This window comes from Streptomyces sp. YJ-C3 (genome assembly GCF_053891275.1).
This window is the reverse complement of record NZ_CM132685.1, coordinates 7,007,745-7,027,523: the sequence shown is the minus strand read 5'-3', so window position 1 is coordinate 7,027,523 and position 19,779 is coordinate 7,007,745. Positions and strand designations below refer to the sequence as shown.

At 70.6% G+C, this 19,779-nt stretch carries 22 protein-coding genes; 9 read left to right on the top strand and 13 right to left on the bottom strand.

The window, feature by feature from the left end; genetic code table 11:
• The first annotated feature begins 33 nt into the window (after window positions 1–33).
• Complete coding sequence (locus ACVHNB_RS31620; RefSeq protein ID WP_456226406.1) at window positions 34–453, top strand: hypothetical protein; 420 nt, start codon at window positions 34–36, stop codon at window positions 451–453.
• A gap of 52 nt (window positions 454–505) precedes the next feature.
• Here the strand turns inward: ACVHNB_RS31620 and ACVHNB_RS31615 are convergent, their stop codons facing one another.
• The 7 genes from ACVHNB_RS31615 to ACVHNB_RS31585 all read right to left on the bottom strand — a co-directional run bounded on the left by ACVHNB_RS31615 (window position 506) and on the right by ACVHNB_RS31585 (window position 6,652).
• A complete protein-coding gene (locus ACVHNB_RS31615) occupies window positions 506–2,026 on the bottom strand; it encodes a DUF1996 domain-containing protein (RefSeq protein ID WP_456226405.1) in 1,521 nt (506 codons plus the stop codon).
• 138 nt (window positions 2,027–2,164) lie between these two features.
• On the bottom strand, window positions 2,165–2,818 hold the full coding sequence (locus tag ACVHNB_RS31610; protein ID WP_456226404.1) for a response regulator transcription factor: 654 nt from the start codon (window positions 2,816–2,818) through the stop codon (window positions 2,165–2,167).
• Window positions 2,803–4,068 carry a sensor histidine kinase gene (locus tag ACVHNB_RS31605; protein WP_456226403.1) on the bottom strand — a complete coding sequence of 422 codons (1,266 nt, stop codon included), beginning with the start codon at window positions 4,066–4,068 and terminating at the stop codon, window positions 2,803–2,805. The genes ACVHNB_RS31610 and ACVHNB_RS31605 overlap by 16 nt, the downstream gene beginning before the upstream one ends.
• 119 nt (window positions 4,069–4,187) lie before the next feature.
• The gene (locus ACVHNB_RS31600) at window positions 4,188–4,781 is read right to left on the bottom strand and encodes a winged helix-turn-helix domain-containing protein (protein ID WP_456226402.1); all 594 of its coding nucleotides are present in this window, start codon (window positions 4,779–4,781) and stop codon (window positions 4,188–4,190) included.
• A gap of 96 nt (window positions 4,782–4,877) precedes the next feature.
• On the bottom strand, window positions 4,878–5,003 hold the full coding sequence (locus tag ACVHNB_RS31595) for a hypothetical protein (RefSeq protein ID WP_428955111.1): 126 nt from the start codon (window positions 5,001–5,003) through the stop codon (window positions 4,878–4,880).
• A gap of 83 nt (window positions 5,004–5,086) precedes the next feature.
• Complete coding sequence (glnII, locus tag ACVHNB_RS31590; RefSeq protein WP_428955112.1) at window positions 5,087–6,118, bottom strand: glutamine synthetase; 1,032 nt, start codon at window positions 6,116–6,118, stop codon at window positions 5,087–5,089.
• A 171-nt stretch (window positions 6,119–6,289) separates the two neighbouring features.
• Entirely contained in the window at window positions 6,290–6,652 is a 363-nt protein-coding gene (locus ACVHNB_RS31585; RefSeq protein WP_428955113.1) for an arsenate reductase family protein, read from the bottom strand.
• 133 nt (window positions 6,653–6,785) lie between these two features.
• Here ACVHNB_RS31585 and ACVHNB_RS31580 point away from each other — a divergent pair, with 133 nt between their 5' ends.
• Window positions 6,786–7,064 (top strand): hypothetical protein, encoded by a 279-nt coding sequence (locus ACVHNB_RS31580; protein WP_428955114.1) that lies wholly within the window; start codon window positions 6,786–6,788, stop codon window positions 7,062–7,064.
• A 207-nt stretch (window positions 7,065–7,271) separates the two neighbouring features.
• On the opposite strand, the gene ACVHNB_RS31575 is transcribed toward ACVHNB_RS31580, so the two are convergent.
• Window positions 7,272–8,459, bottom strand: coding sequence for a winged helix DNA-binding domain-containing protein (locus ACVHNB_RS31575; protein WP_428955115.1), 1,188 nt, complete (start codon window positions 8,457–8,459; stop codon window positions 7,272–7,274).
• Between the two features lie 115 nt (window positions 8,460–8,574).
• Here ACVHNB_RS31575 and ACVHNB_RS31570 point away from each other — a divergent pair, with 115 nt between their 5' ends.
• From ACVHNB_RS31570 to ACVHNB_RS31545, 6 genes are all read left to right on the top strand, one after another.
• Window positions 8,575–9,063 (top strand): hypothetical protein, encoded by a 489-nt coding sequence (locus ACVHNB_RS31570; protein ID WP_428955116.1) that lies wholly within the window; start codon window positions 8,575–8,577, stop codon window positions 9,061–9,063.
• 17 nt (window positions 9,064–9,080) lie between these two features.
• The gene (locus tag ACVHNB_RS31565) at window positions 9,081–10,427 is read left to right on the top strand and encodes a DUF2252 domain-containing protein (RefSeq protein ID WP_428955117.1); all 1,347 of its coding nucleotides are present in this window, start codon (window positions 9,081–9,083) and stop codon (window positions 10,425–10,427) included.
• An 86-nt stretch (window positions 10,428–10,513) separates the two neighbouring features.
• A complete protein-coding gene (locus ACVHNB_RS31560; protein ID WP_428955118.1) occupies window positions 10,514–11,119 on the top strand; it encodes a chemotaxis protein CheB in 606 nt (201 codons plus the stop codon).
• A gap of 10 nt (window positions 11,120–11,129) precedes the next feature.
• Window positions 11,130–12,995, top strand: coding sequence for a CheR family methyltransferase (locus tag ACVHNB_RS31555; RefSeq protein WP_428955119.1), 1,866 nt, complete (start codon window positions 11,130–11,132; stop codon window positions 12,993–12,995).
• Window positions 12,996–13,019: 24 nt separating this feature from the next.
• A complete protein-coding gene (locus ACVHNB_RS31550) occupies window positions 13,020–13,868 on the top strand; it encodes a GAF and ANTAR domain-containing protein (protein ID WP_428955120.1) in 849 nt (282 codons plus the stop codon).
• Between the two features lie 13 nt (window positions 13,869–13,881).
• Window positions 13,882–14,604 carry an ANTAR domain-containing protein gene (locus ACVHNB_RS31545; protein ID WP_428955121.1) on the top strand — a complete coding sequence of 241 codons (723 nt, stop codon included), beginning with the start codon at window positions 13,882–13,884 and terminating at the stop codon, window positions 14,602–14,604.
• A 12-nt stretch (window positions 14,605–14,616) separates the two neighbouring features.
• Here ACVHNB_RS31545 and ACVHNB_RS31540 read toward each other — a convergent pair whose 3' ends face one another.
• Window positions 14,617–15,150: a DUF1269 domain-containing protein gene (locus ACVHNB_RS31540; protein WP_428955122.1), complete on the bottom strand. Its 534-nt coding sequence runs from the start codon at window positions 15,148–15,150 to the stop codon at window positions 14,617–14,619.
• Between the two features lie 212 nt (window positions 15,151–15,362).
• Window positions 15,363–16,772, bottom strand: a complete 1,410-nt coding sequence (gene glnA / locus ACVHNB_RS31535; protein WP_428955123.1) for a type I glutamate--ammonia ligase — start codon at window positions 16,770–16,772, stop codon at window positions 15,363–15,365.
• Window positions 16,773–16,961: 189 nt separating this feature from the next.
• On the opposite strand from glnA, the gene ACVHNB_RS31530 reads away from it, so the two are divergent.
• Window positions 16,962–17,429: an RDD family protein gene (locus ACVHNB_RS31530; RefSeq protein ID WP_456226401.1), complete on the top strand. Its 468-nt coding sequence runs from the start codon at window positions 16,962–16,964 to the stop codon at window positions 17,427–17,429.
• Window positions 17,430–17,580: 151 nt separating this feature from the next.
• On the opposite strand, the gene ACVHNB_RS31525 is transcribed toward ACVHNB_RS31530, so the two are convergent.
• The 3 genes from ACVHNB_RS31525 to lipA form a co-directional block, all read right to left on the bottom strand.
• Window positions 17,581–18,282: a DUF4191 domain-containing protein gene (locus ACVHNB_RS31525; RefSeq protein WP_428955125.1), complete on the bottom strand. Its 702-nt coding sequence runs from the start codon at window positions 18,280–18,282 to the stop codon at window positions 17,581–17,583.
• Window positions 18,283–18,341: 59 nt separating this feature from the next.
• On the bottom strand, window positions 18,342–18,539 hold the full coding sequence (locus ACVHNB_RS31520; RefSeq protein WP_428955126.1) for an SCO2195 family GlnR-regulated protein: 198 nt from the start codon (window positions 18,537–18,539) through the stop codon (window positions 18,342–18,344).
• Window positions 18,540–18,797: 258 nt separating this feature from the next.
• Window positions 18,798–19,763, bottom strand: a complete 966-nt coding sequence (gene lipA / locus ACVHNB_RS31515) for a lipoyl synthase (RefSeq protein ID WP_428955127.1) — start codon at window positions 19,761–19,763, stop codon at window positions 18,798–18,800.
• Between the last annotated feature and the right edge of the window lie 16 nt (window positions 19,764–19,779).

The following is a 19,779-nucleotide window of genomic DNA, read 5'->3' as shown; positions in this document are numbered from 1 at the left end:
ACCTATCGGACGTGAACAGGACAGGAGCGCGGGATGAGGAAGTTGATGGTTGCAGGGATCGTGGTGGTCGCGGCCGTGACCGGATGCGGCGGGCACGACGACGGCCCGGCGGTCCCCCGGACGGCGACCGGCTCCCTGGAGCAGCTGGCCCGCACGGCGGGCTGCCGGCCGGACATCCAGACCGACGCGGACGAACTGCGCCAGGCCACCTGCGGCACGGGCGGCAGCCGCTATGTCCTCGCCACCTTCGCCACCGACCGGGGCCAGGCCGAGTGGCTGGACGCGGCCGACGACTACGGCGGCACGTACCTCGTCGGCCGCAAGTGGGTCGCGGTCGGCGCGGACCCGGTCGTGACAGAGCTGCGCGGCCGGCTCGGCGGGACCGTGGAGCGGTCCTCCTCGCACCACTCGGGGAGTAGCGGTGGTGGGGGTCACGAGGAGGGTGCCCACTGAAGGGCACTCGGTCACCACTGAGCGGGCCGCGCAGCAGCCATCAGGGGGGCGGTCAGGTGCAGCGGTCGCCCCGGTTGATGCAGTTCGCGACGCGCTGCATCAGCTTGTTGTCGAAGACGTTGATGAAGTCACCGTGGTCGGTGACCGGCTTGTGCAGCTGCTCGGGGAACGAGTCGACCGCGAAGCCGGGCCCCGGCGGCACGGCGTACACGATGCGCTGCACCAGCTGCGGGATCGCCTTGAAGTTCTGCGGGCAGGCGCCGGTGCGCGGGTCCTCGAACGCCACGTGCGTGCGGTGGTTCGCGCTGTCCGTGTTCGCCCCGTCCCAGCAGCTCTGGAACCGGAACGTGCGCACGACCTTCGACCCCTGCGGACAGATCGGGTACTTGTCCTTCAGCTGCCGGTTCTCGAACCCGGTGCAGCTCCACGAGGCGTTGGCGTTCGCGTTGCCGTTGGTGAAGGCCTTCGCGTCGCCCGTGATGATCCGCAGGAAACGCGGCATCGGCACGACCTTGCTCGTCGGGTTCCCGTCGAACTTCAGGGTCACGGACGACGGTGTCTGGATCTCACCGACGTTCTGGTCCTTCCCGCCGCCGTCCGCGCCGGCGTCCGCCTCGTCCTGGCCGTTCTGCAGCCGCAGGACCGGCCAGTAGTAGGTGGACTTGTCACCCTGGTTGCGGCAGCTGGTCTGCCCGTTCGCCAGATCGTCGTCGCTGGAGAAGGCGTCCGTCGCCTGGTTCCCGACGTAGTCGTGCATGTGGTGGGCGCCGTTGCTCACCCCGGGCGCGACGATGACGTTGTCCGGGTTGAACTTGCCGTTCTGGTTGCGCCCGCACGCCGTGGTGAAGGTGCCACGGGACGCCGCGCGCTGATTGCGGGGCGTGGAGACATTGGGCTGGACGGACTTGATGTCGACGAAGTCACTCGCTTCGGGGCCGTTGCCCGTGCTGTTGCCGTTGTCGCCGCCACCGTTGTCGCCGCCGTCGCCCGGCTGCGCAGGAACCGACGAGGGTTGCGAACCACCTTCAGGCGCAGGGGAATTGACACCTCCGTTGTTGTTGCCGGGCGCGCCGCCTCCGCCGTCGCCGGTCGATCTGGCCGTGCACTGCGCCATCCCGTCGAGCCCGTCCGGCGCCCTGCCGCCCGCCCGGCCGATGTTCTGGCCGATCCGGTCCAGAGCGGCGCCGCGCTTGGCCTTCAGCGGGCCCAGGATGCTGTTCTGCACGAAGCCCGGGTCCTGCGCGGCGGCGGCCCGGTTCGAGGCGAGGCGCTGGTACGCCCGCGTGATCTGGCTGTCCATCGCGGCGAGTTCACCGTCGACCTGGCGCCGCGCGCCGTCGGGTACGTCGGGCAGGGCGTTGCCCACGTCCGGACAGTCGATGGTGGCCACTTGTTGCTGTTGTTGCTGCTGCGCTGCGCTGCCCGCGTCCTGTGCGTCCCCGGGCTGTTCCTCTTGGGCCTGCGCGTACACATTGACCGCGACCAGCCCACCTCCGCCCAGGAGGAGTGCGGCCGACGCGACGGTCATCCGCGTCGCCAGCGAAGAGCGCCGTTTCCGTGAGGTGCGTCCCATGGGACTACGTACGCAACGGAGGGCGGCCGTGTTCAACCGTCCCCCGGAATTCACCCCCGACCGCTGTGTCCCTGGTGCGGCGCCCGGTCCGCGGCGCGTGTCCGACGACCGCCGCGCCCGCCGCCCGCACGGCCCGCCTCACCGGCTGCCCCGGTCCAGATAGGCGAGGACGGCGAGCACCCGCCGGTTGTCGTCGTCGGAGACCGGCAGCCCGAGCTTGGCGAAGATGTTGGAGGTGTGCTTGGCGATCGCCCGCTCGGTGACGACGAGTTCCGCCGCGATGGCGGCGTTGGACCGCCCCTGCGCCATGAGTCCGAGGACCTCCAGCTCGCGCGGGGTGAGCCCGCCGAGCGGCGGGTCCGCGGCCCGCCGCGACAGCAGCTGCTGGATCACCTGCGGGTCCATCGCGGTGCCGCCCGCGGCCACCCGGCGCACCGCGTCGATGAACTGGTCCGCGTCGAACACCCGGTCCTTCAGCAGATACCCGACCCCGCCGGTCCCGTCGGCGAGCAGCTCACGCGCGTACAACTGCTCCACGTGCTGCGAGAGCACCAGGACGGGCAGCCCGGGCCGCTCCCGCCGCGCCGCGAGCGCGCACTGCAGCCCCTCGTCGGTGTGCGAGGGCGGCAGCCGGACATCGACCACGGCGACGTCCGGCGTCAACTCCGCGAGCGCCTTGGTGAGTTCGGGCCCGCTCTCGACGGCCGCGGCGATCTCGAAGTCGTACGCCTCGAGCATCCGCACCAGACCGTCCCGCAGCAGGAACAGATCTTCGGCTAGGACAACACGCAAGGGATCTCCATGGTCACCATGGTCGGACCGCCCGCGGGGGAGCTGACGGCGAGGACACCGTCGAATGTACCGAGCCTGCGCTCGATCCCGGCCAGCCCGCCGCCGTCCGCGACGACCGCGCCGCCCCTGCCGTTGTCGGTGACGGAGATCCGCAGCTGCCCGTCCGTGTGCGTGATGTCGACCCAGATCCGGTCGGCGCCCGCGTGCTTCACCGCGTTCGTGAGGGCCTCGCTGACCGCGAAGTACGCGGCCGACTCGACCGGGGCGTCGCCCCGCCCGGCCAGTTCCACCTCCACCTCGGCCGGCACCGGCAGCCGCAGCGCCAACGCCCGTACCGCGTCGCCGAGTCCGCGCTCGGCGAGCACCGGCGGATGGATGCCGCGCACCAGGTCCCGCAGCTCGGTCAGCGCCTCGGCGGACGACTGCCGGGCCTGCGCGAGCAGCGCCTTGGCCCTGGCCGGGTTCTTCTCGATCAGCGCCTCGATCGTGCCGAGGTCCATGCCCATCGCCACGAGCCGGGCCTGCGCCCCGTCGTGCAGATCGCGCTCGATACGCCGCAGCTCGGCCGCCGAGGTGTCCACGGCGTCCCGCCGCGTCTCGGTCAACACCCTGACGCGCTGCTCCAGTTCACCCGCGGCGGGCGCGAGCACGGCCCGGGTCAGCAGGAAGTGCACCCGCAGCAGCGCGGGCGCCACGAACAGGCCGGTGGCCAGCAGCGCCGTCGCGAGCAGCGCCGACAGCAGGGCCGTGCCCTGACCGCTGACCGGCACGAACCCGTACCACCAGCCGACGTACGTGCCGTCGGTGAACACGCGCCACAGCCCGGCCGCGAGCGCGTAGCCCTCCAGCGGATAGAAGACCAGCGCCGCCGGCAGCAGGGCGGTCACGAACCCGGCCGTCATGTCGACGAGCAGCCAGCGCAGATCCCGCCAGGTCGCCGGGTCCGCCAGCATCAGCCGGCACCGCTCGGCCCGCCCGAGGGCCCCGCCGCGCAGACCGTCCGGAAACGGCCGGTACGTCGCGGGGATGCGCACGCCGCACCACTCGGCCGCGACGGCCCGCCGCCAGTTCGCCCAGTGCCGCACGAGCCCGAGCACCCATGGCGTGGTCAGCGCGCCGACTCCCAGCACGATCAGCACGACCGACACCGCCGACAGCACGAACAGGGTGATCGACCCGGCGAGCCCGGCCGCGGCGACCCACAGTCCCCGCAGCCCCGCCACCACGGCGCTCCGCGCCCTCGCACCCATCCCGCACTCCGTCCGTCCCGCCGGTCCCCACCCTCACAGTGTGGCCGGTGGCGCGGTCCCGGTCAGTGGGATCGGCACCCGTCCCGGGGTGTCACTGGGTACACCCCGGCACGGCTCGCTCAGCGGCCGGCGGGCGGCGCGTACTTGTACCCGACGCGGCGCACCGTCTGGATCACCTTGCGGTGCTCGGCGCCCAGCTTGCGGCGCAGCCGGGCGATGTGGACGTCGACCGTGCGGCCGTCGCCGACGTGCCCGTAGCCCCACACGGTGGTGACGAGCTGGTCGCGGGTGTGCACCCGGTGCGGATGCGCGACCAGATGGGCGAGCAGCTCGAACTCCAGGTAGGTCAGGTCGAGTTGGCGCCCGCGGACGTTGGCGGTGCGCTGCGCGCCGTCGATGCCGATGAGCACGTCGGGCGTCTTCGGCCCGGCCGTGGGCCCGGTCTCCTCGTGCTCGGCGGGGACCGGCGCGGCGGGCAGCAGCGGCTGCTGGTCGGCCGGTACGAGCACCAGGTAGCCGATCATCGGCGGGCGGCCCGGCAGCGTGGGCAGGGTGTGCGGCGGGGCGGGCAGCAGCGTGGCGCCCGGCGGCAGGAACTCGGACACGTCGATGACGGGGGCGGCGGGCGCCACCTCGTCCCGGTCCACGGCGCGCAGCCGGGTGCGGCCGGGGGACGGATGGGGGAGCGGGGAGAGCGGGCGGGCGTTAGCCATGAGTGGTCAACTCTTTCGCGCGAAAGGCCGTCTGGGAAAGGACGTACGTCGTGCGCGCGGACCGAAGGCCGTACAGCGGGTGGACCGGTGACGGCTTTAGAGGGCCTGCGCGTTCGTCGCGCGGCAACACACCCGGTCGAAGTCGTGGTGCTGGCGGGAAGGCCAGAACGGCTCGAGGTCGTGCCGACGACCCCGCGCGGTGATGTCCTGGAAGCTGGCCATGCCCTTATTGAAGCAGATGGAGTACGCAAAGAAGAGGGCGCCCGCGGAAGATGCGGGCGCCCACACGTGCGACATGGCCGGAATCAGACCTGGCCGGCCTTCTCCAGTGCGGAGCAGCAGGTGTCGACGAGGAGCCGCGTCACGACGTACGGGTCGACGTTGGCGTTGGGGCGGCGGTCCTCGATGTAGCCCTTGCCGTCCTTCTCGACCTGCCACGGGATACGGACCGAGGCGCCGCGGTTGGAGACGCCGTACGAGTACTCGTTCCACGGGGCGGTCTCGTGCAGGCCGGTCAGACGGTCGTCGATGCCGGCGCCGTAGTGCTTGACGTGGTCGAGCGGCTTGGAGCCCTCGCCGAGCGACTCGCACGCGGTGATGATCGCGTCGTAGCCCTCGCGCATCGCCTTCGTCGAGAAGTTCGTGTGCGCGCCGGCGCCGTTCCAGTCGCCCTTGACCGGCTTCGGGTCGAGGGTGGCCGAGACCTTGAAGTCCTCGGCGGTGCGGTAGAGCAGCCAGCGGGCCACCCACAGCTGGTCGGAGACCTCCAGCGGGGAGAGCGGGCCGACCTGGAACTCCCACTGGCCGGGCATGACCTCGGCGTTGATGCCGGAGATGCCCAGGCCCGCCTTCAGGCAGTTGTCCAGGTGCGCCTCGACGACGTCACGGCCGTGGATCTCGTCCGTGCCGACACCGCAGTAGTAGCCGCCCTGCGCGGCGGGGAAGCCGCCGACCGGGAAGCCGAGCGGACGCTCGCCCTCGAAGAAGGTGTACTCCTGCTCGATGCCGAAGATCGGCTCCTGGGCGCCGAACTTCTCCTCGACCTCGGCGAGCGCTGCCCGCGTGTTGGACTCGTGCGGCGTCATGTCGATGTTCAGGACCTCGCACATGACGAGGACGTCGTCGCCGCCGCGGATCGGGTCCGGGTACACCGCGACCGGCTTGAGCACACGGTCCGAGGCGTGCCCCTCGGCCTGGTTGGTGCTCGACCCGTCGAAGCCCCAGATCGGCAGCGTGTCCAGGCCGTCCGGCGTGCCGGCGATTATCTTCGTCTTGGAACGAAGCTTGGCCGTCGGCTCGGTGCCGTCGATCCAGATGTACTCAGCCTTGAAGGTCACGGGCCACATCCTCTGTCACGGGTCTTTATCTGCCGGGCAGCCTGTCAACAGGCGATTTCCCGGCCGTTGCCCGTTTGTGAACCCCGTGTTACCGGGGGCGCGTGGGGACGGACGCGGCCGGTGAACTCGTATGCGATGGGTTTACGGGAGGCCTCGCCGACCGGACCCGGATCAGCCGCGTCCCAGCGCGTCCCGTACCGCCTCCTCGCTGCGGGCCACCACGGCCGTGCCGTCGTCGGCCGTGATGATCGGGCGCTGGATCAGCTTCGGGTGCGCGGCCAGTGCCTCGATCCACTGCTCGCGGGCGTCCGCGTTCCGGGCCCACCCCTTGAGTCCGAGCTCCTTAGCGGCCGCCTCCTGGGTGCGGGTGATCTCCCACGGCTCCAGGCCGAGACGGTCCAGCACGGCGCGGATCTCGTCGGGCGCCGGGACGTCCTCCAGGTAGCGGCGGACCGTGTAGTCGGCGCCCTCCGCGTCGAGCAGGGTGAGCGCGCTGCGGCACTTCGAGCAGGCCGGGTTGATCCAGATCTCCATGGGGCCAACGGTACGCGAGAGGCCTTCCGCGACTGCCCCAACTGGGTCCTGGCCAGCGGCTTTTGTCAGTGGTCGGCAGTAGAATAGAAGCAGTGTTCGAGAGCTTCGGGGGCTCTCGATTCGCGACAGGAGGATGCCTGTGCCCGCTGCCGCACCGATGCTGATGGATCTGCCGTACGCGCCACTCGCCAAGAGGCCGCTTCCCGCGGGACGGCCCCGTGACTGGTACATCACCCACAACCGTCGCCTCAAGGCCATGCGCCTGGCGATCGCCCTGCTCGACTCGGGCGTCTACCTGCCCAACCAGGCCCACAACAAGAGGATCCGCTCCACGGCCGAACTCATCGGCATTCATCCGCCGTCGGACACGACGTGCCACATGGTGCGGGCGCTGATGCGGTACTGCCGCTGACCCGTGCCGTGCCGTCCGGCGGCCGGGAGGTCCCGGCCGCCGGACGTTCCGCTCGCGTCGCCGGGTGCGGCCCGGTGGGGCTTCTCGCGCAGTTCCCCGCGCCCCTGGAGATGCGCACTGCGTGCGCGATCTCCACCGAGCGCGGGGAACTGCGCGACCAGCCACGACGCACCCGGCACCCGCCCGCGAAGGCGCACCCGGCACCCCCTACCGCGCCCCCAGCTCCTTCTCCAGCGGCGTACGGAAGCGCGGGGTCACCCGGGTACCGGTCAACCACTCGGAGAGACGCGTCGCCTCCGAGGCCACCGCCTCCCGCGCCGCACGGCCACCGGTGTCGTCCAGGAGCCGCCACACCACCTCACCGCCCTCGCGCTGCCCCCAGCCCCCCACGATCCGCCCGTTCCACCACACCGTCGGCCCGATGTTCCCGCTGCCGTCGAAGAGCGCGGGGCGCAGCTCCGGCGGGCAGTACCAGTCGCGCTCCTGCCACCCCATCGCCGTCGGATCGAGCCCGGGGAGCAGCGCGGCCCAGGGTTCCAAGTCCCCTGCGGGCGGCTCCAGTTGATCCGCGAGCAGATACCCCGTGGCGCCGCCCTCCAGGGAGACCGGAACCGCCCCGACCGCGGCGAGCGCCTTGCGCACGTCCGTCACCTTCCAGCCCGTCCACCACTTCAGATCGCCCTCCGTGGCGGGCCCGCACGCCCCGAGCCAGCGGCGCAGCAGATCCGCCTGGGCCTCGGCGGCCGGGATCTTTGGATGCGGCGGCGCGACCGCCCAGCGGAACTGCGTCGAGGTCCAGGAACCGAGCGGCCGCCCGCGCACCACCCGCCCCTCCACCCCGAGCACCCGCATCAGCCGCGACGACACCGTGTGCGGCGACTCGCCACTCTTCCCCTTGCCGTACGTGAACCGCTCGCGCAACCGGGGCTCGTCCGCGACGAGTTCGGTGACCGTGGCCTGCCCACGCCGGGCCAGCGCGGCGAGCGCCGACTCCTCCACCTCGGCCAGCCACTCGGGCGTCAGCCGCCCGTCGCTGCCGGCCACCATGTCCTTGTGCAGCGCGGCCCGCGCCTTCGCCGCGACCGCGATCCCGGTCGACGCGTGCACCGTCGCCGCGAGCTCGGCCGGGAAGGCGAAGACCGTGTGCCGCATGCCGTGCATCCGCACCAACGTCCGGTTCTCGTACAGGGCCCGCTCCACGTCCGCGACCGTCCCCGCCGCGTCCGCGAGGCGCGCGCCGACCGCGAGATACACGGTGGCCGGGTCCGTGCCGTGCAGCGCCACGAGGGACCGGGCCACCTCCGCCGCGTCGGCTGCCCGTGCAGCGGGGGACAGACGGTGCGCGAGAGCGAGCCGAACGCGCCGCTCCTCGGTGCCGATGTGTCTCGTGTTCATGCAGCTCATCCTGCCGGACCCCGTCACCTGTTTGCCGTACTTGGCATGCGGGCTCCCACGGGCGCACCGTTGACTGAGTCGACCGGTAGTGGACCGGCGAGCGGAGGTGTTCGGGATGACGAGCATGCGTGGCGTACGGGCGATGGGCGCGGCCCTGCTCACGGCGGCCCTGGCCGTCGGCGCGGCCGGCTGCTCCGACAGTGACAACAGCAGCCCCTCCAGTTCGGCCTCCAAGGCGGCGTCCGCCGTCTCGTCGGCGGCGTCCCGGGCGGGCGACGTGGTGGCGTCCGCGACCGCCCAGGCGGGCAAGAAGTTCGACGAGTTCAAGAACGGCGTCAACGCCAAGAACGACGTGAAGCTCGGCAGCGTAGGGTCCCAGGACGGCCGCGTCACGGTCCCGGTCACTGTCAGCAACAGTGCCTCGTCCACCAAGTCGTTCCTGGTCCAGGTCGACTTCAAGGACAGCAGCGGCAACCGCCTCGACACGGTCGCGCTCACGGTGAGCGACGTCGCCGCCGGACAGAGCAAGGACGCCACGGCCCGCAGCAACCGGTCCCTCGACGGCGACGTCCGCGTCGACGTCGCCCGCGCGCTGCAGCACTGAGCGGCCGGGCGCACGCCATGAGCAGCCCCGCCGAACGGGCCGCCCAGGGCAAACGCGCCCGCAAGTACGCGCCCCGCTCCTCGCACGCTCCATGGATCCCGGCCGCGGACCGCCCCGACCCGGTCGTGGTCCTGGAGCGCCAGGGCGCCGACCGCCTCACCGACCTGCTCCCCATCCGGTACGGGCGGATGGCCGCGAGCCCGTTCGCGTTCCTGCGCGGCTCCGCCGCCGTGATGGCCGGCGACCTCGCGGCGATACCCCACACCGGCCTGACGGTGCAGCTCTGCGGCGACGCCCACCTGTCGAACTTCGGCCTCTTCGCCTCGCCCGAGCGCTCGCTCCTCTTCGACCTCAACGACTTCGACGAGACGTACCCGGGCCCCTTCGAATGGGACCTCAAACGCCTCGCCGCGTCCGTCGCCGTCGCCGCCCGCGACAACGGACACAGCGACAAACAGGCCCACCGGGCGGCCCTCGCCGCCACCACCGCCTACCGCACGAACATGCGCCGCCTGGCCGGTCTCGGCGAACTGGCCGTCTGGTACGAACGCATCGACGCCCAGGAGCTCCTCCCGCTCGTCCGCACGGCACGCCAGCGCCGCCGCGCCGAGCACACCCTCGCCCAGGCCACCCGCCGCACCAGCCTCCACGCCCTCGCCAAGCTCACCCACACCACACCCGACGGCCGCCGCCGCATCGTCCACGACCCGCCGCTGCTCGAAGCGGCGGGCGTCACCGACGCCGCCGCCATCCGCAAGATGTTCGGCGACTACCGCTCCACGCTCGCCGAGGAGCGCCGCCGGCTGCTCGACCGGTACCGCTTCGTCGACGCGGCCCGCAAGGTCGTCGGCGTCGGCAGCGTAGGCACCCGCTGCTTCATCGTCCTGCTCGCGGGACGCGACGCCGACGACCCGCTCTTCCTCCAGATCAAGGAGGCGACCCGCTCGGTGATCGAGGAGCACATCCCGTACCACGGCCCGTACCTCCACCCCGGCCACCGCGTGGTCTCCGGACAGCGCCTCCTCCAGGCCGCCGGCGACATCTTCCTCGGCTGGATGACGGGCCCGCAGGGCCGCGCCTTCTACTGGCGTCAACTCCGCGACATGAAAGGCTCCGCGGACATCGCGGGCATGCCGCCCGACGAACTCCTCGCCTACGCCCGCCTCTGCGGCACCGCCCTCTCCCGCGCCCACGCCCGCTCCGGCGACCGCATCGCCATCGCCGGATACCTCGGCGGCGCGGACACGTTCGACCGGGCGATCGCCGCGTTCGCGCTGCGCTACGCCGACCAGACCGGCCGGGACCACGCCACACTCCGCGGCGCGATCTCCGCGGGGGTCCTCACGGCGACCCCGGGGGCCTGACCGGCCCCGCCCGGAGCCGGGCCGCCCGGCGCGACGCGGCCCGTGCCCCGCTGCCCGCGCAAGGCCGGCGGGCTACGCTCGTCGACATGCCGTCACAGCAGCCCGGAGCCGTCCCCGACAACTTCGCCGTGGTCGCCGTGGCCGCGTCCGCCGGTGGCATCAACGGCCTGGCCACCCTGCTCGGAGGGCTCGACGCGGCCCTGCCCGTACCGGTCCTCGTCGTACAGCACCTGGACCCACGGCACCGCACCGTCCTCGCCGAGATCCTGGACCGCCGCACCGGCCTCACCGTCAAGCTGGCCGAACAGAACGAACCCGCCCTCGCCGGCACCGTCTACATCGCGCCGCCCGACCGGCACCTCCTCGTCGGCCCCGGCGGCACGCTCACCCTCTCCAGGAGCGAGCTCGTCCACTTCCTCCGTCCCTCCGCCGACCTGCTCTTCGAGTCCGTCGCCGGGGCGTACGGCCCGCGCGCCGTGGCTGTCGTCCTGACCGGCACCGGAAACGACGGCGCCATGGGAGTCGACGCGGTCAAGTCGCGGGGCGGTACCGTGATTGCCCAGGACCCGCAGACCGCGGAATTCCGAGGCATGCCGGAGGCGGCAGTGGGTACGGGAGCAGTTGACTTCGTGCTACCTCTGGAAGAAATCCCCGCGGTGATCCGCGGACTTGTCGAGACCAAGAGGCAGTAGGTAGACAACGATGAGCGAGGCGCCGCGCGACACCGAGACGGACGAGGAACTCGAGAGTCTCCTCGGCTTCCTGAGGGACGCCCGCGGCTTCGATTTCACCGGATACAAGCGCTCCTCCCTGGGGCGCCGCATCCGCAAGCGCATGGCCGACATCGGCATCGGCTCGTACGCCGACTACCGCGACCAACTCGAAACCAACGCCGACGAGTTCAACGCGCTCTTCAACACCATCCTCATCAACGTCACCTCCATGTTCCGCGACACCGACGCCTGGACGTACCTGCAGCGCGAGATGGTCCCCGAACTCCTCGCCCAGACGGCCCCCGAGGGCGAGATCCGGGTGTGGAGCGCGGGCTGCTCCAGCGGTGAGGAGCCGTACTCGCTGGCCATCATGTTCGCGGAGGCCCTCGGCCTGGAGGAGGCGCTGACCCGCGTCAAGATCTACGGCACCGACGTCGACGACGAGGCGCTGCGCGACGCCCGCTCGGGCCTCTATCCGGCCAAGACCCTGGAGCCGCTCGCCCCCGAGCTGCGCGACAAGTACTTCGAGCAGAACGGCTCGCAGTACAGCTTCCGCTCCGACCTGCGCCGCCGGGTCATCTTCGGCCGCCACGACATCACCCGCGACGCCCCCATCTCCCGCCTCGACCTGCTGGTCTGCCGCAACACCCTGATGTACTTCAACGTCGAGGCGCAGACCCAGATCGTCGACCGGTTCCACTTCGCGCTGCGCGAGAAGGCCTTCCTGTTCCTCGGCAAGGCGGAGATGCTGCTCAACGACGCCGACCGGTTCGACGTCGTCAGCATGCGCCAGCGCATCTTCCGCCGTCGCCCGGGCGGCGCCAGCCCGCCCTACCAGCCCGCCCCGCTGAAGCTGCGCCTCACCGGAGGCGAAGTGCAGAGCGTGGCCCGCAACCGCCAGCTGCGCGATCTGATCCTCGACGCCTCGCCGGGCGCCGCCCTCGCGGTGGACGCCGAGGGCATGGTCGTCCTGATCAACAACCACGCCCGTGTCCAGTTCGGCCTGACCGCCAACGACATCGGGCGCCCCTTCCAGGACCTGGAGATCTCCTACCGCCCGGTCGAACTGCGGTCGGTGATCGACCAGGCCACGCACGAGCGCCGCACCCTGCGGGTCAACGGGGCGGAGCGCAGGGTCGGCGAGGACGTCCAGTACTTCGACATCCTGGTGCAGCCACTGGTCGGCGTCGGCGGACTGCCGACCGCCACCAACATCACGTTCACCGATGTCACCGTTGCCACGCAGCTCAAGGCGGAGGTCAAGCGCGTGCGCGAGGACCTGGAGACCGCATACGAGGAACTCCAGTCGACGAACGAGGAGTTGGAGACGACCAACGAGGAACTCCAGTCCTCGATCGAGGAGTTGGAGACCACGAACGAGGAACTCCAGTCCACCAATGAGGAGTTGGAGACAACCAACGAAGAACTCCAGTCCGGGAACGAGGAACTGGAGACCATGAACGACGAGATGCGCATCCGCAGCGAGGAGCTGGACGAGGCCCGCGCCTTTCTGGAGGGCGTCCTCACCTCCATCGCCGCCGCCGTCGTCGTCCTCGACAAGGACCTCAAGGTCAAGAGCTGGAACCGGGGCGCCGCCGAGCTCTGGGGCCTGCGCCAGGACGAGGTGCTCGACGAACCCTTCTTCCGCCTGGAGTTCGGGCTGCCCACGAAGCAGCTGCTTCCCGTCGTGGAGGAGTGCGTCACGACGCGCAGGCGCGGCCTCCCGGTACAGACCGAGGCGGTCAACCGCGTAGGCCGTGCCATCAGTTGCACCGTGTTCTGCAGCCCGTTCGGCGGGCATGACGGCGGAGTCGTCCTGCTGATGGAAGAAGGCCGGACCAGCGGTGCGGACTGACCCTTCGGGCGTACGCTAGGCGACATGGAGCTCAGGGCCGGTTCGTCGGCACAGGCCATGCTCGCCTGGCAGCGTGCGAGGCGGGCGCGTGAGCGCGCCGACCGTGCTTTCCGCCTCGCGCGGCGCTACGAGGCGCTGACGAAAGGCGCTTCGGGTTCGGTGTACGTGCGTCTTGCCGACATGCACCGCACCACCGGGTCCCGCCACGTGGTCGCGGCGGAGCTCCTGGAGGCGCACGCCCGCCGAGCGGGCCAGTGGGTCCGCGACGGCGGGCCGCCGCCCCTGTTCATGACGGGCGTCGCCGAGGCATGCGGCGCGAGCAGCGTCGCCGTGACCCTCGTCGACGGCGAGTCCAACCAGGTCGCGACCGCCTCGTCCGACCAGCCGTCACGCTCCGCGCAGGACCTGGAGTTCGTCCTCGGTGAAGGGCCGTCGCGGGACGCCGTGACCGCACGCGGTCCGGTCGAGGTGTCGGGCTCCGCTCTGGGCTTCCGCTGGCCGGGCTACGGCCCGGCCCTCGAGGCGCTCGGAATCGGCCAAGTGGTGGCCGTGCCGCTCCAGGTGCCCGGTGACTGCATCGGTGCCCTCGCGGTCTTCGACCCGAAACCCAGCACGACGTCCACGGCGCAGTTCGCCGAGGTCGCCGACGCGCTGACCCGCAGTGTTCTGCTCGGCCAGGACGCGATACCGGGCCTGTTCGGCGGCGTCGACTACCGCGCCGTGGTGCACCAGGCCGCGGGTGTGACCGCCGTCCAAGTGCAATGTCAGGTCGCGGATGCACTGGAATTGGTCAAAGCCCGGGCGTTCGCCGACGGGCGCCCCGTCGGGGATGTCGCCCGCGATATCGTCCGAGGACAACTGAGACTCGGCTGAGAGGCCTTCTACCGTGACACTGCAGGAGCAGGAACTCGCCGACGTCTTCGCCCAGTTGGCAGGAGAGGCCGCACGGGATCCGCTCGACACCCAGTCCTTGCTCGCCACCCTGGCCGAGGGCGGCCGCAGGCTGTTCGACGCGCCCGGCGCGATCGTGCAGTACGCGGCCAGTGACGCCACCGTCCTGACCGACGGCACCGACCCGGCCCTGCGCGCCCTCGCCGCGGACGCCGCCGGCTGGCCGGAGGGACCCGGCTACGACGTGCGTACGACGGGCTGCGCCCTCATCGACGTGGACGTGACCACGCAGCCGACGCACGCCCGCTGGCCGCGCTGGACCGCGCGCGCCACAGCCCTGGGGCATGGCCGCGTCACCGCACTTCCGCTGATCGCCAAGGACGGCTCGATGGGCGCCCTTGTCCTGTTCGGAGCCAGGGGAGTCCGGCTCGACGAGCTGGCCCTGTCGCTGGCGCGCTCCTTCGCCGAGGCGGCCGCCCACACGCTCTCCCTCCAGCGCGAGGTGACCGAGAGCCGGGTCCTGGCAGGCCAGTTGGAGCACGCGTTGTCCAGCCGGGTCGTCGTCGAACAGGCCAAGGGGCTCCTCGCCGCCCGCAACGGCCTCACCCTCGACGAGGCCTTCGAGCGCTTACGCCGCTACGCCCGCTCCCACCAGCGCAAGGTCGCGGACGTGTCCCGCGAGATCATCGCGGGCCGCGAGGACCTCGGCGGCCAGTAGCCGCCCGGTCCGTCACGAAGCGGCCGGCGCCTCCTGCCCGGCGGCCCGGGCCTTCGCCTGCGCGGCCTGCGCCATCTCGCGCAGCGCGTCCTCCTCCTCGTGGCTCAGCGACGTCTGCACCAACTGCCCGCCGTACGCGGCGATCTCCGGCACGACCTTGTCCTGCGCGGCCTGTTTCACCAGAACGAACAGCGCGGCGGCGCCCGGCCGCAGATTCTGGCTGAGCTCCTTCATGAAGTCGTCGTTGATCCCGGTGTCCGTCACGGCCCCGCCGGCCGCACCGGCGGCGGCCCCCACGGCGGCCCCCAGGAACGGCACGAGGAACAGCAGCCCGATGACACTGCCCCACAGCGCCCCGCCCGCGGCGCCCGTCGCCGTGTGGTTCACGGCCTGGTGCAGCTTGATCTTCCCGTCGCTCTCCCGCCGCTCGACCACCACGATGTCCTCGAGCTCGACGAGGTGCTCCTTGGACATCGACAGCAGCTTGTCCCGGACCTGGTCGGCGGTGGCGAGGTCGTTGTAGGCGACGACGAACAGATTGCTCATGACGGCACTCCTCCGAGGCTTCCGCAGTGGGTGGACTCCGGCCGATTTTAGGCCTTATGTGCGCTTTGCGCCTGAGGGAGGAGGAGGGGGCCGCAGGCACCACGGAGGGTCACAAAAAGGCCGTCGGCCGCGCCTTCCGAACCCGGAAGAACACGGCCGACGGCCCACAGACGGCCCAGGGGAGCGGAGGTCCGCTCCTGCCTGTGGCTTTCTTAGATGTCGAAGTACAGCTCGAACTCGTGCGGGTGCGGCCGCAGCTGGATCGGGGCGATCTCGTTCGTGCGCTTGTAGTCGATCCACGTCTCGATCAGGTCGGACGTGAAGACGCCGCCGGCCTGCAGGTACTCGTTGTCCGCCTCGAGGGCGTCGAGGACCGCGGGGAGCGAGGTCGGGACCTGCTGGACGTTCGCGTGCTCCTCGGGAGCCAGCTCGTAGAGGTCCTTGTCGATCGGCTCGGCCGGCTCGATCTTGTTCTTGACGCCGTCGAGGCCCGCCATGAGCAGCGCCGAGAACGCGAGGTACGGGTTCGAGGACGGGTCGGGAGCGCGGAACTCGACGCGCTTGGCCTTCGGGTTCGAGCCCGTGATCGGGATGCGCATCGCGGCGGAGCGGTTGCGCTGCGAGTAGACCATGTTGACCGGGGCCTCGAAGCCGGGGACCAGGCGGTGGTACGAGTTCACGGTCGGGTTCGTGAACGCGAGCAGCGACGGCGCGTGCTTGAGGATGCCGCCGATGTAGTAGCGGGCCATGTCCGAGAGACCCGCGTAACCCTGCTCGTCGTAGAAGAGCGGGGAGCCGCCCTGCCACAGCGACTGGTGGACGTGCATGCCCGAGCCGTTGTCACCGAAGATCGGCTTCGGCATGAAGGTCGCGGTCTTGTTGTTGCGCCAGGCGACGTTCTTCACGATGTACTTGAAGAGCATCAGGTCGTCGGCCGCGGCGAGCAGCGTGTTGAACTTGTAGTTGATCTCTGCCTGGCCGGCCGTGCCGACCTCGTGGTGCTGGCGCTCGACCTGCAGGCCGTTCTTGTCCAGCTCGAGGGAGATCTCCGCGCGCAGGTCGGCGAAGTGGTCGACCGGCGGGGCCGGGAAGTAACCGCCCTTGTAGCGGACCTTGTAACCGCGGTTGTTCTCGACGGCGCCGGTGTTCCAGGCGCCCGCCTCGGAGTCGATCTCGTAGACCGAGCGGTTGGCGGAGGTCTCGAAGCGGACCGAGTCGAACACGTAGAACTCGGCCTCGGGGCCGAAGTACGCGGTGTCGGCGATGCCGGTCGACGCGAGGTAGGCCTCGGCCTTCTTCGCCACGTTGCGCGGGTCACGGGAGTACTGCTCGCCCGTGATCGGGTCGTGGATGAAGAAGTTGATGTTGACCGTCTTGTCGCGGCGGAAGGGGTCGACGCGCGCGGTGGACAGGTCGGCGCGGAGCGCCATGTCGGACTCGTGGATGGCCTGGAAACCACGGATCGAGGAGCCGTCGAAGGCCAGTTCCTCTGCCGGGTCGAACGCCGCAGCCGGCACGGTGAAGTGCTGCATCACACCCGGCAGGTCGCAGAAGCGGACGTCGACGAACTTGACGTCCTCGTCCGCGATGAACTTCTTGGCGTCATCGGCGTTCTGGAACATCCAACTCCTCCTACTCCCACCCGGGGCAGGGCGGGGTTTGCAGCTCGGTCGTGAGGCCAGTGCGGTGGCACACGCTGGACCTGACCATAGGCAGACGTGATTTCTCAAGCATGACCCATTTGTTTCGCCGAAGTTAACCGGACCAGGGGGCGGGGAGGGTCCCGCGGCGCGGCGCAGTACCGTTGATGCGTGGACAACAGGGAAGCAATGGGATCGTGGCTGTCCGGGCCCCGCGAGGCACTGGAACAGTCGGGCGCGGACTTCGGGTACCGCGGAGAACAGCTCGGTCTGCCCGAGCACGGCCCCGGTTCCATCGCCCGTCCCGGGCGACGCATCGGAGCCCTCGTGGTCGACTGGGCGCTGTGCATGCTGATCGCATACGGCCTGGTGACGCACGGCTACAACCAGGCTACGGGGAACTGGGCGCTGCTCATCTTCTTCGTCCTCGGCGTCCTCACGGTCGGCACCATCGGTTCCACCCCGGGCAAGCGCATCTTCGGTCTGCGGGTCGTCTCGGAGGCGGGCGGGCGGCTCGGTGCCGGGCGGGTCGTCGTCCGTACGGTGCTGCTGTGTGTGGCCGTCCCCGCGCTGATCTGGGACCGGGACGGGCGTGGCCTGCACGACCGGCTGGCCAGGTCCGTCGAGGTCCGTATCTGAGTCGTCATCCGAGTCGTCATCTGAGTCGTCGTGGTCCGCGACCAGCCACGACGCAAGCCGCACCCGCCGACGCACCAAGGCCCGGCAGACGAAAAGGCGCCCCGAGCACAAGCTCGGGGCGCCTTTTCACAGGTCAGGCGGCGACGAAACGTCACCGCATCTTGCCGCCACCCTTCGGCATCCGCATCCCCTTCGGCATCGGACCCTTCGGCAACGGCATGTTCGCCATCAGGTCGCCCATCGCCCGCAGCCGGTCGTTGGTCGCGGTCACCTGGGGCCCGGTGAGCACCCGGGGCAGCTTCAGCATGGTGGTGCGGAGCTTCTTCAGCGGGACCTGGCCCTCGCCGTTGCCGACGAGCAGGTCGTGGACCGGGACGTCCGCCACGATGCGGGCCATCTTCTTCTTCTCGGCCGCCAGCAGCGACTTCACCCGGTTCGGGTTGCCCTCCGCCACCAGCACGATGCCGGCCTTGCCGACCGCACGGTGCACGACGTCCTGGCTGCGGTTCATCGCGACCGCGGGCGTCGTCGTCCAGCCGCGCCCGACGTTGTCGAGCACCGCGGCCGCCGCGCCGGGCTGGCCCTCCATCTGCCCGAAGGCGGCCCGCTCGGCACGGCGCCCGAAGACGATCGCCATCGCGAGGAAGGCGAGCAGGAGGCCGAGAATTCCGAGATAGATGGGGTGACCGATCAGGAAACCGATCGCGAGGAAGACACCGAAGGTGACGATTCCCACAGCCGCGAGTACAAGACCGATCTTCGAATCGGCCTTGCGGGTCATCTTGTAGGTCAGAGCGATCTGCTTGAGCCGCCCGGTGTTTGCAGCGTCCGCTGCAGGTTCCTTCCTCGCCATGCTTGAAGTCTACGTGGCCGGGGACGGCTGATGAACAGCAGCACCGGCCCCGGGGCGGGTCAGCCCCGGGCGGAGACCGCTTCGAGGACGCGCTGGGCCTCGACCCGGTCCTTGGCACGACGGCGGTCCTCCAGCACGGAGGTCCAGGCATTGCGGCGAGCGGTGCGCTGGCCGCTGCTCATGAGCAGCGACTCCACGGCGCGCAGCGCGTCGGTGAAGGTCGGGATGGCGGTGGCGCGAACGGGCGCGGCCTGCATCGTTGAGGTCCCCCCTCGAGGTCGGATCACGGCCCTGGCGAAAGGTGTACGGGGCGTGATTTCAGAGTCACTGATTGGTGTTACCAGGGCGTGACCGGACGGTCAAACGCCAATGAAGCCTTGACGTTCGGGCCTCAAACGCTGACGCGGCCCTGACGGTCGCCCTCATCTGCGGGGACGGTCAGGACCGCGTCGTCACGGTCACTACCAGACAGTAGTCACTTGTGCGTGAATTCACACGCTCGCCTCACCGGACGATCAGACCGCCTGTGAGGCGACGTACGAGCCGCGCTTCTCGATAGCCATCTGGTACAGGCGCCCGGCGCGGTACGAGGAGCGGACCAGTGGGCCCGACATGACGCCGGAGAAGCCGATCTGCTCGGCCTCCTCCTTCAGCTCCACGAACTCGTGCGGCTTCACCCAGCGCTCCACCGGGTGGTGCCGCACGGAGGGGCGCAGGTACTGCGTGATGGTGATCAGCTCGCAGCCGGCCTCGTGCAGCTGGCGCAGCGCCTCGCTGACCTCGGCGCGCTCCTCGCCCATGCCGAGGATGAGGTTCGACTTCGTCACGAGGCCGTACTCGCGGGCCTCGGTGATGACCTTGAGCGAGCGGTCGTAGCGGAAGCCGGGGCGGATGCGCTTGAAGATCCGCGGCACCGTCTCGACGTTGTGCGCGAAGACCTCGGGGCGCGAGGAGAAGACCTCGGCCAGCTGCGCCGGCTCCGCGTTGAAGTCCGGGGCCAGCAGCTCGACCTTCGTGCGGCCGTCGGCGCGGTCCGCGGTCTGCGCGTGGATCTGGCGGACCGTCTCCGCGTACAGCCAGGCGCCGCCGTCCTCCAGGTCGTCGCGGGCGACGCCGGTGATCGTGGCGTAGTTCAGGTCCATCGTGACGACGGACTCGCCGACGCGGCGCGGCTCGTCGCGGTCGAGGGCCTCGGGCTTGCCGGTGTCGATCTGGCAGAAGTCGCAGCGCCGGGTGCACTGGTCACCGCCGATGAGGAACGTGGCCTCGCGGTCCTCCCAGCACTCGTAGATGTTGGGACAGCCCGCCTCCTGGCAGACCGTGTGCAGGCCCTCGGACTTCACGAGGTTCTGCATCTTCGTGTACTCGGGGCCCATTTTCGCCCGGGTCTTGATCCACTCGGGCTTGCGCTCGATGGGGGTCTGGCTGTTGCGGACCTCCAGGCGCAGCATCTTGCGTCCGTCGGGTGCGACTGCGGACACGACCGGCTCCCTAAAG

Coding starts and splice junctions, on each gene's coding strand:
- ACVHNB_RS31620 (WP_456226406.1), top strand. CDS start 34: ATGAGGAAGTTGATGGTTGCAGGGATCGTGGTGGTCGCGGCCGTGACC.
- ACVHNB_RS31615 (WP_456226405.1), bottom strand. CDS start 2,026: ATGGGACGCACCTCACGGAAACGGCGCTCTTCGCTGGCGACGCGGATG.
- ACVHNB_RS31605 (WP_456226403.1), bottom strand. CDS start 4,068: ATGGGTGCGAGGGCGCGGAGCGCCGTGGTGGCGGGGCTGCGGGGACTG.
- ACVHNB_RS31600 (WP_456226402.1), bottom strand. CDS start 4,781: ATGGCTAACGCCCGCCCGCTCTCCCCGCTCCCCCATCCGTCCCCCGGC.
- ACVHNB_RS31595 (WP_428955111.1), bottom strand. CDS start 5,003: ATGGCCAGCTTCCAGGACATCACCGCGCGGGGTCGTCGGCACGACCTC.
- ACVHNB_RS31585 (WP_428955113.1), bottom strand. CDS start 6,652: ATGGAGATCTGGATCAACCCGGCCTGCTCGAAGTGCCGCAGCGCGCTC.
- ACVHNB_RS31580 (WP_428955114.1), top strand. CDS start 6,786: ATGCCTGTGCCCGCTGCCGCACCGATGCTGATGGATCTGCCGTACGCG.
- ACVHNB_RS31575 (WP_428955115.1), bottom strand. CDS start 8,459: ATGAACACGAGACACATCGGCACCGAGGAGCGGCGCGTTCGGCTCGCT.
- ACVHNB_RS31570 (WP_428955116.1), top strand. CDS start 8,575: ATGACGAGCATGCGTGGCGTACGGGCGATGGGCGCGGCCCTGCTCACG.
- ACVHNB_RS31565 (WP_428955117.1), top strand. CDS start 9,081: ATGAGCAGCCCCGCCGAACGGGCCGCCCAGGGCAAACGCGCCCGCAAG.
- ACVHNB_RS31560 (WP_428955118.1), top strand. CDS start 10,514: ATGCCGTCACAGCAGCCCGGAGCCGTCCCCGACAACTTCGCCGTGGTC.
- ACVHNB_RS31555 (WP_428955119.1), top strand. CDS start 11,130: ATGAGCGAGGCGCCGCGCGACACCGAGACGGACGAGGAACTCGAGAGT.
- ACVHNB_RS31550 (WP_428955120.1), top strand. CDS start 13,020: ATGGAGCTCAGGGCCGGTTCGTCGGCACAGGCCATGCTCGCCTGGCAG.
- ACVHNB_RS31540 (WP_428955122.1), bottom strand. CDS start 15,150: ATGAGCAATCTGTTCGTCGTCGCCTACAACGACCTCGCCACCGCCGAC.
- glnA (WP_428955123.1), bottom strand. CDS start 16,772: ATGTTCCAGAACGCCGATGACGCCAAGAAGTTCATCGCGGACGAGGAC.
- ACVHNB_RS31525 (WP_428955125.1), bottom strand. CDS start 18,282: ATGGCGAGGAAGGAACCTGCAGCGGACGCTGCAAACACCGGGCGGCTC.
- ACVHNB_RS31520 (WP_428955126.1), bottom strand. CDS start 18,539: ATGCAGGCCGCGCCCGTTCGCGCCACCGCCATCCCGACCTTCACCGAC.